This window comes from Bradyrhizobium elkanii USDA 76 (assembly GCF_023278185.1).
GTDB classification, from domain to species: Bacteria; Pseudomonadota; Alphaproteobacteria; order Rhizobiales; family Xanthobacteraceae; genus Bradyrhizobium; species Bradyrhizobium elkanii.
Window position 1 is genome coordinate 338,041 of the sequence record NZ_CP066356.1, and the last position, 13,320, is coordinate 351,360.

Sequence of the window (13,320 nt, forward strand, 5' to 3'; positions counted from 1 at the left end):
GTTGCTGTCACTGACCAAAGTATAAGGACAGCGGCTCCATGCTCTCTCCACGACGCCTTGAGCAAGATCGTTCTCGCGCCATCTCGTAAAGGGTAGAGATTTTCTCGTTGACCGCAAGGCTAACTCATTGAAATAAAAGATCGTTTCATAATCTGATCGAGGGGGTCGACGAATGCAGAAATTTTCCCGGCGCACGTTCGCAGCGCTGCTCGCGGTCTCGACCTTACTGCCCGGCGCGGCGCGCGCCGCCGACGCGCTGAAGGAGATCCGGATCGACTGGGCGACCTACAATCCGGTGTCGATGGTCCTGAAGCAGAAGGGCCTCTTGGAGAAGGAGTTCGCCAAGGACGGCATCAACATCGTCTGGGTGCAGTCGGCCGGCTCGAACAAGGCGCTCGAATTCCTTAACGCCGGTTCGATCGATCTCGGCTCGACCGCGGGCTCGGCCGCGCTGGTCGCGAAGATCAACGGCAACCCGATCAAGTCGATCTATGTCTATTCGCGTCCCGAATGGACCGCGCTGGTCACGACCAGGGACTCCAGGATCGCGTCCGTCGCCGACCTCAAGGGCAAGCGCGTCGCGGTGACGCGTGGCACCGACCCGCACATCTTCCTGGTTCGCGCGCTGCTCGGCGCCGGCCTCACCGAAAAGGACATCACGCCGGTGCTGTTGCAGCACGCCGACGGCAAGACCGCGCTGATCCGCGGCGACGTCGACGCCTGGGCCGGCCTCGATCCGATGATGGCGCAGGCCGAGGTCGAGGACGGCGCAAAGCTGTTCTACCGCAAGGCGGAAGCCAACACCTGGGGCATCCTCAATGTGCGCGAGGAGTTCCTGAAAGCGCATCCGGACATCGTCCGCCGCGTGCTCGCGACTTACGAGGAAGCGCGGAAATATTCGCTGGCCAATTATGACGAGCTGAAGAAGACCTTCATCGCGGTCACCAAGCTGCCGGATGCCGTGGTCGACAAGCAGCTCAAGGAGCGCACCGAGCTGACCCACAGCCGGATCGGTAGCGCCCAGCGCGAATCGATCCTCGCCGCCGGCCTCGCGCTGCAGCAGGCCGGCGTGATCGACGCCAAGACCGATGTGAAGGCCGCGCTGGATTCCTTGATCGACGATCAGGTCCCGCTGCCGACGAATTGACTCGCTTATTCACCCTCCCCTGGAGGGGGAGGGTCGGTTCACAGCGAGCGAAGCGAGATGTGAGCCGGGGTGGGGTGACCTCTCCACTCGGGCAGTGCCCGTTACGAGAGACCTTCACCCCACCTCGGTTCGCATTTCATGCGAACCGATCCTCCCCCTCCAGGGGAGGATAAGAGGTCATCGTCCCCACCTTGCAATCCCATCGGAAGAATAGTTCTTGCTATGGCCATGACCGTTGACCTGCCCGCGCTGGAACAGGCGGCCCCGCCCGGTGCGTCGGCGCGGTGGTCGCGCCATGCGCGCCCGGTGCTCGGGCTCGTGCTGCCGGTCGCGCTCGCGCTGGGCTGGGAACTCGTCGTTGCTCTCGGCTACTCCAACGGTCGCCTGGTGCCGCCGCCGTCAAAGGTGTTCGAGACCATCGTCGAGCTCGCCAAAAGCGGCGAGCTGTCGCGCCATATCCTCGCGACGCTGTGGCGCGTCGGCGCGGGCTTTGCGCTTGGCGTCGTCGCCGGCACCATTCTGGGCGCGATCTCCGGCTACTGGGATTTTGCCAAGCGGCTGCTCGATCCGACGGTGCAGGCGCTGCGCGCGATCCCCTCGCTCGCCTGGGTCCCGTTATTCGTGCTCTGGCTCGGCATTTTTGAGACCTCGAAGGTCGCGCTGATCGCGGTCGGCGTGTTCTTTCCGATCTATCTCGGCGTGATGGGCGCGATCCTGTCGGTCGATCGCAAGGTGGTCGAGGTCGGGCGCGTGTTCCGGTTGTCCGGACCGGCGATGATCCGCCGTATCCTGTTGCCGGCCGTGCTGCCGGCCTATGTGGTGGCGCTGCGGGTCGGGCTTGGTTTGGGGTGGATGTTCGTGGTCGCGGCCGAACTGATCGGCGCCTCCGAAGGCCTCGGCTACCTTCTGCTCGACGGCCAGCAGCTCGGCAAGCCGGCGCAGATCCTCGCCGCGATCGTGATCTTCGCGATCCTCGGCAAGCTCACCGACTGGCTGATCGAGGTCGCGGCCGCGCCGCTGCTGCGCTGGCAGGACGCGTTCGGCGCCCGGGGAGGGCAGTGATGCTGGCGCTGAAGGACGTCGGCAAGACCTATCCGAATGGTGTCCACGCGCTGGAGCGCTTCTCGGCCGAGATTGCACCCGGCGAGATCATCGCGATCATCGGCGGCTCCGGTTGCGGCAAGTCGACGCTGCTGCGCGCCATCGCCGGCCTCGATCGTGCCAGCACGGGCAGCGTGACGCTCGACAATGCGGTGATCACCTCGCCGCACGCCAAGATCGGGATCATCTTCCAGGAGCCGCGGCTGCTGCCCTGGCTCAGCGTCGCCGACAATATCGGCTTCGGCCTCACCGACCTTCCGGCGGAGGCGAGGCGCGCGCGGGTCGCATCGGCGCTCGCCCGCGTCGGCCTTGCCGACAAGGCCGCGGCCTGGCCGCGCGAACTGTCGGGTGGCCAGGCGCAGCGGGTCGCGATCGCCCGCGCGCTGGTGCCGCAGCCCGAAGTGCTGCTGCTCGACGAGCCGTTCTCGGCGCTTGATGCCTTCACGCGGCGCGATCTGCAGGATCATCTGCTCGATCTGTGGGCCGACACGCGGCCGACCCTGATCCTGGTCACCCACGACGTCGACGAGGCCGTGGTGCTGGCTGATCGCGTGCTGGTGATGCGGCCGCGGCCGGGCCGGCTGTTCGAGGAGATCACCATCAATCTGGCGCGGCCGCGCGACCGCAAATCGGAACTGTTCGACACTTTCACCCGCCGCGTGCTGACCGCGCTCGACCGTTCGCTGGACCGTTCCGTGCGTGACGTCACCGACAAATCCAGCGCCGGCGAGGCGATGTGGTGGTGACATCCGCTCGTTAAGGCCTTACATCCGAAGGCTAAGAAGAATAGCCGGGAGCAGACCCATGGACTCCGCCGAACTCCGCGCAATGCAGGCTCCGATCAAGGAGCGCTACAAGACCGACCCCCAGGCCGCCGTGATCACGCTGAAGGCCAAGGGCTCGATCGACAATGAGAGCATCGCCTGCAAGGTCGAGACCGGCCGTGCGCTCGCGATCGCCGGCCTGCATCCGGCCACCGGCGGCTCCGGGCTCGAGCTCTGCTCCGGCGACATGCTGCTGGAGGCGCTGGTCGCCTGCGCCGGCGTCACGCTGAAATCGGTCGCCACCGCGATCGAGGTACCGCTGAAAGTCGGCAATGTGTTCGCCGAGGGCGATCTCGATTTCCGCGGCACGCTCGGCGTCGACAAGGAGACCCCGGTCGGCTTCCGCGAGATCCGCCTCCGCTTCGAGATCGGCACCGACGCGCCGCAGGACAAGCTCGACCTCTTGCTGAAACTCACCGAGCGTTATTGCGTGGTCTATCAGACCATCAAGAACGGCCCGAAGGTGTCGGTGACGATGCAGCGGGTGTGAGGTCTCGCTTACCCTCCCCTGGAGGGGGAGGGTCGACGCGAATGCAATGAGCGGCGGGGTGGGGTGAAAGTCTCTCTGCCCGATCAGTGCCCGTGTTGAGAGATCACCCCACCTCGTTTCGCTGCGCTGCATGCGAACCGATCCTCCCCCTCCAGGGGAGGATAAGAAAAGAAGAAATGTCCCCCGAACTCCACTTCGTCCTGATCCTCGTGCTGCGCATGGCGGTGGCGGCCGCATTCGTGGTCAGCGCGTCCATCATCACGGAGCGTTCGGGACCGGTGATCGGCGCGCTGATCGCGACCCTGCCGATCTCGGCCGGGCCATCCTACACCTTCCTCGCGCTCGACCATGACGCCGCCTTCATCGCCGAGGGCGCGCTGGCGAGCCTGCCGGTCAACGCCGCCACCATCTATATGGGCCTGACCTACGCCGTGCTGGCGCAGCGCTTCAGCATGTGGATCAGCGCGGGCAGCGCGATTGCGGTGTGGCTGGTGCTCGCCACCATCATCCGCCAGTTCGAGTGGTCGCTCGCCGCCGGCCTGATCGTCAATGCCATCACCTTTGCGATCTGCATCCCGCTGCTGAAGCCCTATCGGCACGTCGCTAAAATGCCGCTGATCGCGCGGCGCTGGTACGACATTCCGCTGCGCGCTGCGCTGGTCGCAAGCCTGGTCGGCACCGTGGTCACGGCGTCAGGCTGGGTCGGCCCTCGCGTCACCGGCGTGATGGCGCTGTTTCCGATCGTATTCTCCTCGATGATGCTGATCCTGCATCCGCGCATCGGCGGCCCCGCAACCGCCGCCGTGCTCGCCAACAGCGCCTGGGGCCTGATGGGCTTCGGTCTCGGCGTTGCCGTGCTGCACGTCGCGGTGCTGCAATTCGGCTCGCCAATCGGCCTCTGCTGCGCGCTCGCCACCTGCATCGTCTGGAATCTGGTGCTGTGGCGGATCGGGCGGAGGAAGAGTGGGAAGGCGTCTTAACCTCCCCTTGAAAAGGGGAGGTCGCTCTGCTCGGCAGAGCAAAGCGGGTGGGGATCTGCTCTCTCCGCAAACGGTGTTGCCTGCGGCTGACCCCATCCCGACCTTGCTACGGATCTAATGCTTCGGCAGCTTCGCCCGCAAGGCATACAGCGCGTCCAGCGCCTCGCGCGGCGACATCTCGTCGGGATGCAGCGCCTTCACCGCCTCGACCAGCAGATCCGCGTCGCTCGGCGGGGCGTCCTCGGCGGCGGCGCGGGAGGGGACGGCGAACAGCGGCAGATCGTCGACCAGAGCGCGCGCGGTCTGGCCGCGGTCCTGGGCTTCGAGTTTGGCCAGCACCGATTTGGCGCGCGTGATCACGGCCGGCGGCAAGCCGGCGAGTTTTGCGACCTGGATGCCGTAGGAGCGGTCGGCGGAGCCGGGCAGCACCTCGTGCAGGAACACGACATCGCCCTGCCATTCCTTGACCCGCACCGTGGCGTTGAACATCCGCGGCAGTTTCGCCGAGAGCGCGGTCAGCTCGTGATAATGCGTGGCGAACAGCGTGCGGCAGCGGTTGCTCTCATGCAGATGCTCGATCGCGGCCCAGGCGATCGACAATCCGTCGAACGTCGCGGTGCCGCGGCCGATCTCGTCGAGGATCACCAGCGACCGCTCGCTGGCCTGGTTCAGGATCACCGCGGTTTCGACCATCTCGACCATGAAGGTCGAGCGTCCCCGCGCCAGATCATCGGCGGCGCCGACGCGCGAGAACAGCCGGTCGACGATGCCGAGCCGCGCCCGCGACGCCGGCACGTAGGAGCCGATCTGCGCCAAGAGCGCGATCAGCGCGTTCTGGCGCAGGAAGGTCGATTTACCGGCCATGTTCGGACCGGTGATCAGCCAGAGCTGGCCGGATTTTTGTGCGGGCGCCGGGGAGAGATCGCAGGCATTGGCGATGAACGGCTGGCCGTCGCGTTTCAGCGCCTGCTCGACCACCGGATGCCGGCCGCCCTCGATCGCAAAGCCGAGCGAGCCGTCGACGTCGGGCCGCACGTAATTGTCGTCGATCGCAAGTTTGGCCAATGACGTCGCGACGTCGAGCATCGCAAAGGCATGCGCGGCGTTGCGCAGGTCGTCGCCGGCGGCGAGCGCCATCGCGCTCAAGCGTTCGAAGATCTCGAGCTCGAGATTGAGCGCGCGCTCGCCGGCATTGGCGATCTTGGCTTCGGTCTCGCCGAGCTCTGCGGTGGTGAAGCGGACCTGTCCGGCCAGCGTCTGGCGATGGATGAAGGTCGCATTCAGCGGCGGCGCGAACAGCTTGTCGCCGTGCTGCGCGGTGACCTCGACGAAATAGCCGAGCACATTGTTGTGCCGGATCTTCAGCGTCTTGATGCCGGTGTCCTCGGCATAGCGCGCCTGCATCGCGGCGACGACGAGGCGCGAGGCATCGCGCAGATTGCGGCTCTCGTCGAGCGCGGTCTCATACCCCTCGCGGACGAAACCGCCGTCGCGCTTGATCAGCGGCAATTGCTCGGACAGCGCGCGGGAGAACTCCCGCGCCAGATCGCGTGACGGCCGCTGCAATGCCGCCATTACGGTCGAAATCTCGGCCGGCGGATCGGCAAGCTGCGCCAGCAGCTCCAGCGCCTGGTCGGCGGCGAGGATGCCGTCGCGCAGGCTGGCGAGATCGCGCGGGCCGCCGCGGCCGACCGAGAGCCGCGCCAATGCGCGCGACATGTCGGGTGCCGCGCGCAGCACGGTCCTGATGTCCTCGCGCGCCGCGGTGTCCGCAACGAAAACGGCGACCGCATCGAGCCGCCGCGCGATCACGGCGACATCGGTCAGCGGCGCGGCAAGGCGTTGCGCCAAGAGGCGCGAGCCCGCCGCGGTGACGGTGCAGTCGATCGCATCGAGCAGCGAGCCGCGGCGCTCGCCGGCCAGCGTGCGCGTCAGCTCGAGATTGGCGCGGGTCGCCGGGTCGATCGCCATCGTGGTGCCGGCGGCCTCGCGCGCCGGCGGCGACAGCGGCGGCCGCTTGCCGACCTGGGTGCGGTCGATATAGGTAACGGCCGCGGCGGCAGCGGTCGCTTCCAGCCGCGACATCGCCGACAGGCCGTCCATGGTCGCGACCGCGAAATAGTCGCACAGCCGCCGCTCGGCGGTGGCGCTGTCGAACACGTCGCGGGTCAGCGGCGTCACCGACGGCAGCTCGCGCAGGGTCGGTGCCAGCTCGCTGTCGCTGTAGAGCGCATCGGTGACGATCGCCTCGTTCGGATTGATGCGCGCCAGCGTTGCCGCGAGCTCGGCGGTCGCGCACTCCGTCACCATGAATTCGGAGGTCGAGATGTCGATCCAGGCCAGCCCGAGCCGGTCGGCGCCGGCCGAGCCGCGGGCGCGCGCGATCGCGATCAGGTAATTGTTGGTGCGGGCGTCGAGCAGCGTGTCTTCGGTCAGCGTGCCCGGCGTCACCAGCCGCACCACGCCGCGGCGGACCACGCTCTTGTTGCCGCGGGCTTTTGCCTCGGCGGGATTTTCCGTCTGCTCGCACACCGCGACACGGTGGCCGGCGCCGATCAGGCGATGCAGGTAATCCTCGGAGCGTTCGACCGGCACGCCGCACATCGGGATGTCCATGCCCTGATGCTTGCCGCGCTTGGTCAGCACGATGCCGAGCGTCTTGGAGGCGATCTCGGCATCCTCGAAGAACAGCTCGTAGAAATCGCCCATCCGGTAGAACAGCAGCAGCCCGGGATGGGCGGCCTTGATTTCCAGATACTGTTCCATCATCGGCGTGACGCGCGACGGCGCCTCGGCGGGAGTGGCTTCGGGCGGAACGGGGATGGGCTGCTGAATGGTCATTAGAGCGTTTTCGAGAGAAGTGGGTACCGGTTCGCGTGAAGAAAACGCGTCCAAAGAAAAATCTGGAGCCCGGTTCTGATCTCATCAGAACCGTCAGGCTCCAGACGGCGGAAACTACAGAATTTCGCCACGCGGTCCTATCCGCGAGACCGGAGTTTTCCACCCTGTCCACGGTGCCATGATGACAGCCCTCACGGTAATGCGTGCAGGGCGCGCAGCGGCGTCAATTGACCTGCCGCGGGCACGCTCCTAAAACCGATCTTGAGTTCCAGCCGATCCAGCGCCTAAGTCGCGGCATTCAGGGAGAGATTCAATGCGTGATGTGTTCATTTGCGATGCCGTCCGGACTCCGATCGGCCGTTTCGGCGGTTCGCTCGCCAAGGTGCGTGCCGACGATCTCGCGGCGGCCCCGATCAAGGCGCTGATGGCCAAGCACCCGACGCTCAATTGGAACGAGGTCGACGAGGTCTATTTCGGCTGCGCCAACCAGGCCGGCGAAGACAACCGCAACGTCGCGCGCATGGCGCTGTTGCTCGCCGGCATGCCGGAGTCGGTTCCCGGCCAGACCCTGAACCGGCTCTGCGCCTCGGGGCTCGATGCGGTCGGCGCCGCGGGCCGCGCCATCCGCGCCGGCGAGATCGATTTCGCGATCGCGGGCGGCGTCGAATCGATGACGCGCGCACCGTTCGTGATGGGCAAGGCCGCGGAAGCCTTCTCGCGCTCGTCCGAGATCTACGACACCACGATCGGCTGGCGCTTCATCAATCCGCTGATGAAGGCGCAGTACGGCGTCGATGCAATGCCGGAGACCGGCGAGAACGTCGCCGAGGAATTCCAGGTGTCGCGCGCCGATCAGGATGCGATGGCGATCCGCTCGCAGCAGCGCGCGGGCGCGGCGATCGCGTCGGGCTATTTCGCCGAGGAGATCGTGCCGATCCAGGTGCCCGGCGGCAAGGCCGGCCCCATCACCGTCGACAAGGACGAGCATCCGCGTCCCGAGACCACGCTCGAAGGATTGGCAAAACTGAAGCCAATCGTGCGCAATCCGGGCACGGTGACCGCGGGCAACGCATCCGGTGTCAATGACGGCGCCGCCGCGATGATCCTCGCTTCCGAAGCCGCGGTGAAAAAGCACGGCCTGACCCCGCGTGCAAAGCTCCTCGGCCTGGCGTCGGCCGCGGTGCCGCCGCGCATCATGGGCATCGGCCCGGTGCCGGCGACCAGGAAGCTGGTCGAGCGTCTCGGCATCAAGGTGTCGGACTTCGATCTGATCGAGCTCAACGAGGCCTTCGCCTCGCAGGGCATCGCCTGCCTGCGCCAGCTCGGCGTCAAGGAAGACGCCGATTTCGTCAATCCGCATGGCGGCGCTATCGCGCTCGGCCACCCGCTCGGCATGAGCGGCGCGCGGCTGGTCTTGACCGCCGTCCACGGCATGGAGAAGCGGGGCGGGAAGCTTGCCTTGGCAACTATGTGCGTCGGGGTCGGCCAAGGCGTCGCGGTTGCGATCGAAAAGCTGAACTAGGTCAGTGACTTGGAGGGGCTGAAAACAGCCCTTCCCCAATTTGGTTATGCATTATAATGATCTGATGTGAGCTCACCGGGCGCGTGGGCCGCGGAGGAATTCGCCATGACCTTATTGTACCCGCTGCAATCGCTTGCAGCCCATCCGGCGCGGCTGTCGCCGGACTATCGCTCCACCGTGAAGCGTTCGCCGCAAAAGCCGCTGATCCCGATGCGGCACACGCTCTCGGAGTTGACCGGACCGGTCTATGGTCATGAGACGGTGCGCGCGCACGACAACGATCTCACCATCCAGGCCAAGGGCGAGCCGCTCGGCGAGCGCATCATCGTGCATGGTCATGTGCTCGACGAGGACGGCCGCGGTGTGCCGAACACGCTGGTCGAGCTTTGGCAGGCCAATGCCTGCGGCCGCTACATCCATGTCGTCGACCAGCACCCGGCGCCGCTTGATCCGAACTTCACCGGCGCCGGCCGTGCCCAGACCGATGCCCAAGGCTACTACAAATTCACCACCATCAAGCCGGGCGCCTATCCCTGGGGCAATCACCACAATGCCTGGCGGCCCGCGCACATCCATTTCTCGGTGTTCGGCCATTCCTTCATCTCGCGTCTCGTCACGCAGATGTATTTCCCCGGCGATCCCCTGTTTCCGTTCGATCCGATCTTCAATTCGGTGACCGACGAAAAGGCGCGGGCGCGGATGATCTCGTCCTTCGATCTCGAGAACACCAAGCCGGAATGGGCGCTGTGCTACCGCTTCGATATCGTGCTGCGCGGGCAGAGTGCCACGCCGATGGAGACCAGGTAAGTGTCGAACCAGCGCCCTGATGGAATCACGCCCTCGCAGACCGTCGGTCCCTATTTCAAGTATGGCCTGACGCCGAACGGCGAGTATGAGTGGAACGACGCCTTCACCAGCAACCTGTTGACGCCCGATGTGTCCGGCGAGCGCATCCGCGTCGAGGGCAAGGTCTATGACGGCGATGGCGCCGTGATCCCGGACTGCATGCTGGAGATCTGGCAGGCCGACGCGCAGGGCCGCTTCTCCGATCCGCAGGATGCGCGCGCATTGCCGAACTCGACCTTCAAGGGCTTTGGCCGCTGCGGCACCGACAAGAACGGCGCCTACGCGTTTGACACCATCAAGCCGGGCGTGGTGCCGGATGCCGACGGCAAGCCGCAGGCGCCGCACATCCTGCTCGCGGTGTTCGCGCGCGGCATGCTGCTGCACCTCTACACCCGGATCTATTTCGACGACGAGGCCGGCAACGCCGGCGACTCCACGCTCGCGCTGGTGCCGGCTGATCGCCGCGCCACGCTGATCGCCAGGCGCAAGGCCGGTGTGGGCAACACCTACAGCTTCGACGTCCATCTGCAGGGCGACAACGAGACCGTGTTCTTCGACGTCTAGCTGCGCGCCGCGACCGCTGCGCAATTCCAGCATCGAAGGGACGAGCGGAATCCGCTGCGCGCGTTCGACGCAGCGGATTTCGCTTGACCATGCGTCATCGGTTATATAACAAGTCATTTATATAACCGATACGAGATCATGCATGGCCAACCTCGACGCCGCCTTTTCCGCGCTCGCCGACCCGACCCGCCGGGCGATCCTGGCGCGCCTCGCGCTGGGCGAGGCGACGGTCATGGAGCTGGTCGAGCCGTTCGACATGACCCAGCCCGCGATCTCCCGCCATCTCAAGGTGCTCGAGGGCGCCGGCCTGATCGTGCGGCGGATCGAGGGCACCAAGCGGCCGTGCCGGCTGGCGCCATCGGCGGTTGCCGAGATCGATCAATGGCTCGGCATGCTGCGCCGCGCGCTGGAAACCAATTACGACCGGCTGGACGACGTGCTGGCCGCAATGAAGCCTGAGCAGTGAAGGGTACCCCCATGAGCAAGTTGACGCTGAAGACCGAAGGCGACCGCTATGTCGTCGTGACCAGGCGCTTCGTCGCGCCGCCGGAGGCGGTGTATCGCGCGCATACCGTGCCGGAGTTGCTGCAAAAGTGGCTGCTCGGTCCCGACGGCTGGACCATGCCGGTCTGCATCAGCGAGGCGAAGCCCGGCGGCAGGATCCGCTACGAATGGACCGACGGCAAGGGTGGCGGCTTCCATCTGACCGGCGAATATCTCGCGCTCGAACCGTTTAGCCGCATCGTCCATGTCGAGCGCATGCATCTGCCGGATCCGACGCCGGACAATCACGTCGAGACGCGTTTCGCGCCCGACGGCGACGGCACCCTGATGACGATGCGGATGACGCTGCCGGATGCGGAGACGCGCGCGGCGATGCTCGCGACCGGCATGGAGCACGGCATGGAAGACAGCTATGCTCGGCTCGACCGCATGAGCTGAACGTGACTGACGTGAGGGACAATGCGCGACCGTTTCCTGACGGGGCTGATTGGCTATCCGATCGCGCATTCGGCGGCGCCTGCGATGCACGAGAAGGCCGCAGCAGCGCTCGGCGTCCGCTGTCACTACCAGCTCATCGAGGTCAAGGGCGCCGGCCGCGACGATCTGCGCGCGATGCTCGAGGGCATCAGGCGGCTCGGCTTCGCCGGCGTCAACGTCACCTTTCCCTACAAGGAGGCGGTCGTCGATCTCATTGATAGCCTCGCGCCGGATGCACGCGCGATCGGCGCGGTCAACACCATCGTCGTCGATGATGCGCGGCTGGTCGGACACAACACCGACGCGTCAGGTTTTGTGCGTGCGATCACGCCGCTGCTTGCATCAACGCCGCGCGGCCCGATCGCGCTGATCGGTGCCGGCGGCGTCGGCAAGGCGATCGCCTTTGCGCTGGCCGGCCTCGGCGTTGGTGAGCTCCGCATCTTCGACGCTGATGCCGCGAAGGTCGCGCGGCTGGCCGGCCAGTTGGCCGGCCGTCATGCGGTTCGTGGTGTCGCCGGCGTCGAGGCCGCGGTCGATGGCGCGACCGGCGTCGTCAACGCAACGCCGGTCGGCATGCTGCCGAACCGCGACAGTCCCGTGCCGGACGCGTTGCTGCATCCGTCGATGTGGGTCGCCGACGCCGTCTACACGCCGCTGTGGACGCCGCTGCTGTTGGCGGCCAAGGCCAAGGGCTCCAAAGTCCTGACCGGGCGCGATCTTGCGATCTACGCAGCAGCGGACGCGTTCGAATTGTTCACGACGATGATGCCTTCGACTGATGTCATGGCAAATGCGTTCGACGCGGTGATGGCCGCACGCTACTCTGTGCCCGCCTGAGGGGCGGAGACATCAAATGACAAAAATCAGGATCGGGCTGGCCGGCTGCGGCTTCGTGTCGGAGCTGCACATGGTTGCCTACCGGCGCGTCTATGGCGTCGACGTCGAGGTGAGGGCGGTCGCGGCGCGCGGCGATCATGTCAATGCGTTCGCCCGCAAGCACGCAATCCCGAACGCCTATCGCAGCTTCGCCGAACTGGTCGCCGACCGCGAGCTCGACGTCATCGACATCTGCACGCCACCGAACCTGCATGCCGGGATGATCGTGGAGGCGATGCGGGCCGGCAAGCACGTGATCTGCGAGAAACCGTTCAGCGGCTATTTCGGCCGCGACGGCGACAAGGCGCCGATCGGCAGGCATGTGCCGAAAGCGCTGATGTACCAGCGGGTGATGGAGGAGATGGCGGTGACCCGCGCCGCGATCGAGCGAAGCGGACAACTCTTCATGTATGCCGAGGACTGGATCTACGCGCCGGCGGTGACCAAGACCGCGGAGATCATCCGCGCGACCGGCGACAAGATCCTGTTCATGAAGGGCGAGGAGAGCCATTCCGGCTCGCATGCCGCGCATGCCGCGCAGTGGGCGATGACCGGCGGCGGCTCGCTGATCCGGATGGGCTGTCATCCCTTGTCGGCGGTGCTCTATCTCAAGCAGGTCGAGGCGAAAGCGCGCGGCGAGACCATCACGGTCGCCAGCGTCACCTGCGACGTCGGCAATGTCACCGCCGGTCTCAAGCCAGAGGAGCGCGCCTACATCAAGGCCAATCCGGTCGACGTCGAGGATTGGGGCACGCTGACCGCAACCTTCTCCGACGGCACCAAGGCCACGGTGTTTTCGGGCGACATGATCATGGGCGGCGTACGCAACCTGATCGAGACCTATACGAGCGGCGGCTCGCTATTCGCCAACATCACTCCAAACACGCATCTGACGAGCTACCAGACGAGCGAGGAGAAGCTCGCGTCCGTGTACATCACCGAAAAGGTCGATCGCAAAACCGGCTGGCAATATGTCTGTCTCGAGGAGGAATGGACCCGCGGCTACCTGCAGGAGATCCAGGATTTCATGGAGTGCGTGGCGACCGGCCGGCAGCCGCTCGCGGACCTCGCGCTGGCGTATGAGACGACCAGGGTGAACTACGCCGGCTATTGGGCCGCGGATGAGGGCAGGCGGGTGGTGTTGTAGG

The 13,320-nt window shown here is 66.0% G+C and carries 13 protein-coding genes; 12 read left to right on the forward strand and 1 reads right to left on the reverse strand.

Going from position 1 to position 13,320, the window contains the following annotated elements; all coding sequences use genetic code 11:
- The first annotated feature begins 172 nt into the window (after positions 1–172).
- The 5 genes from JEY66_RS01555 (at position 173) to JEY66_RS01575 (ending at position 4,542) form a co-directional block, all read left to right on the forward strand.
- Positions 173–1,147, forward strand: a complete 975-nt coding sequence (locus JEY66_RS01555) for an aliphatic sulfonate ABC transporter substrate-binding protein (protein ID WP_016845535.1) — start codon at positions 173–175, stop codon at positions 1,145–1,147.
- Between the two features lie 228 nt (positions 1,148–1,375).
- The gene (locus JEY66_RS01560; RefSeq protein WP_038376041.1) at positions 1,376–2,209 is read left to right on the forward strand and encodes an ABC transporter permease; all 834 of its coding nucleotides are present in this window, start codon (positions 1,376–1,378) and stop codon (positions 2,207–2,209) included.
- The gene (locus tag JEY66_RS01565; protein WP_016845537.1) at positions 2,209–2,994 is read left to right on the forward strand and encodes an ABC transporter ATP-binding protein; all 786 of its coding nucleotides are present in this window, start codon (positions 2,209–2,211) and stop codon (positions 2,992–2,994) included. Before JEY66_RS01560 ends, JEY66_RS01565 begins: the two co-directional genes overlap by 1 nt.
- 58 nt (positions 2,995–3,052) lie before the next feature.
- Entirely contained in the window at positions 3,053–3,562 is a 510-nt protein-coding gene (locus JEY66_RS01570) for an OsmC family protein (protein WP_016845538.1), read from the forward strand.
- 176 nt (positions 3,563–3,738) lie between these two features.
- Positions 3,739–4,542, forward strand: a complete 804-nt coding sequence (locus JEY66_RS01575; RefSeq protein WP_016845539.1) for a hypothetical protein — start codon at positions 3,739–3,741, stop codon at positions 4,540–4,542.
- Between the two features lie 114 nt (positions 4,543–4,656).
- Here JEY66_RS01575 and mutS read toward each other — a convergent pair whose 3' ends face one another.
- Positions 4,657–7,383, reverse strand: coding sequence for a DNA mismatch repair protein MutS (gene mutS, locus JEY66_RS01580; protein WP_018269215.1), 2,727 nt, complete (start codon positions 7,381–7,383; stop codon positions 4,657–4,659).
- Between the two features lie 313 nt (positions 7,384–7,696).
- Here mutS and pcaF point away from each other — a divergent pair, with 313 nt between their 5' ends.
- The 7 genes from pcaF to JEY66_RS01615 all read left to right on the forward strand — a co-directional run bounded on the left by pcaF (position 7,697) and on the right by JEY66_RS01615 (position 13,319).
- The gene (pcaF, locus tag JEY66_RS01585) at positions 7,697–8,905 is read left to right on the forward strand and encodes a 3-oxoadipyl-CoA thiolase (protein WP_018269214.1); all 1,209 of its coding nucleotides are present in this window, start codon (positions 7,697–7,699) and stop codon (positions 8,903–8,905) included.
- A 105-nt stretch (positions 8,906–9,010) separates the two neighbouring features.
- On the forward strand, positions 9,011–9,712 hold the full coding sequence (gene pcaH / locus JEY66_RS01590; protein WP_026192001.1) for a protocatechuate 3,4-dioxygenase subunit beta: 702 nt from the start codon (positions 9,011–9,013) through the stop codon (positions 9,710–9,712).
- On the forward strand, positions 9,713–10,315 hold the full coding sequence (gene pcaG, locus JEY66_RS01595; RefSeq protein WP_018269212.1) for a protocatechuate 3,4-dioxygenase subunit alpha: 603 nt from the start codon (positions 9,713–9,715) through the stop codon (positions 10,313–10,315).
- 142 nt (positions 10,316–10,457) lie between these two features.
- Positions 10,458–10,781 carry an ArsR/SmtB family transcription factor gene (locus JEY66_RS01600; RefSeq protein WP_016845545.1) on the forward strand — a complete coding sequence of 108 codons (324 nt, stop codon included), beginning with the start codon at positions 10,458–10,460 and terminating at the stop codon, positions 10,779–10,781.
- A gap of 11 nt (positions 10,782–10,792) precedes the next feature.
- Positions 10,793–11,257, forward strand: coding sequence for an SRPBCC domain-containing protein (locus JEY66_RS01605; RefSeq protein WP_016845546.1), 465 nt, complete (start codon positions 10,793–10,795; stop codon positions 11,255–11,257).
- 21 nt (positions 11,258–11,278) lie between these two features.
- Entirely contained in the window at positions 11,279–12,133 is an 855-nt protein-coding gene (locus tag JEY66_RS01610; protein ID WP_018269211.1) for a shikimate dehydrogenase, read from the forward strand.
- Between the two features lie 16 nt (positions 12,134–12,149).
- Entirely contained in the window at positions 12,150–13,319 is a 1,170-nt protein-coding gene (locus JEY66_RS01615; RefSeq protein ID WP_016847500.1) for a Gfo/Idh/MocA family protein, read from the forward strand.
- Position 13,320 lies beyond the last annotated feature (1 nt).

What these genes read in the sequence shown, in the direction of transcription:
- JEY66_RS01555 (WP_016845535.1), top strand. Translation starts at nt 173, where the DNA reads ATGCAGAAATTTTCCCGGCGCACGTTCGCAGCGCTGCTCGCGGTCTCG.
- JEY66_RS01560 (WP_038376041.1), top strand. Translation starts at nt 1,376, where the DNA reads ATGACCGTTGACCTGCCCGCGCTGGAACAGGCGGCCCCGCCCGGTGCG.
- JEY66_RS01565 (WP_016845537.1), top strand. Translation starts at nt 2,209, where the DNA reads ATGCTGGCGCTGAAGGACGTCGGCAAGACCTATCCGAATGGTGTCCAC.
- JEY66_RS01570 (WP_016845538.1), top strand. Translation starts at nt 3,053, where the DNA reads ATGGACTCCGCCGAACTCCGCGCAATGCAGGCTCCGATCAAGGAGCGC.
- JEY66_RS01575 (WP_016845539.1), top strand. Translation starts at nt 3,739, where the DNA reads ATGTCCCCCGAACTCCACTTCGTCCTGATCCTCGTGCTGCGCATGGCG.
- mutS (WP_018269215.1), bottom strand. Translation starts at nt 7,383, where the DNA reads ATGACCATTCAGCAGCCCATCCCCGTTCCGCCCGAAGCCACTCCCGCC.
- pcaF (WP_018269214.1), top strand. Translation starts at nt 7,697, where the DNA reads ATGCGTGATGTGTTCATTTGCGATGCCGTCCGGACTCCGATCGGCCGT.
- pcaH (WP_026192001.1), top strand. Translation starts at nt 9,011, where the DNA reads ATGACCTTATTGTACCCGCTGCAATCGCTTGCAGCCCATCCGGCGCGG.
- JEY66_RS01600 (WP_016845545.1), top strand. Translation starts at nt 10,458, where the DNA reads ATGGCCAACCTCGACGCCGCCTTTTCCGCGCTCGCCGACCCGACCCGC.
- JEY66_RS01605 (WP_016845546.1), top strand. Translation starts at nt 10,793, where the DNA reads ATGAGCAAGTTGACGCTGAAGACCGAAGGCGACCGCTATGTCGTCGTG.
- JEY66_RS01610 (WP_018269211.1), top strand. Translation starts at nt 11,279, where the DNA reads ATGCGCGACCGTTTCCTGACGGGGCTGATTGGCTATCCGATCGCGCAT.
- JEY66_RS01615 (WP_016847500.1), top strand. Translation starts at nt 12,150, where the DNA reads ATGACAAAAATCAGGATCGGGCTGGCCGGCTGCGGCTTCGTGTCGGAG.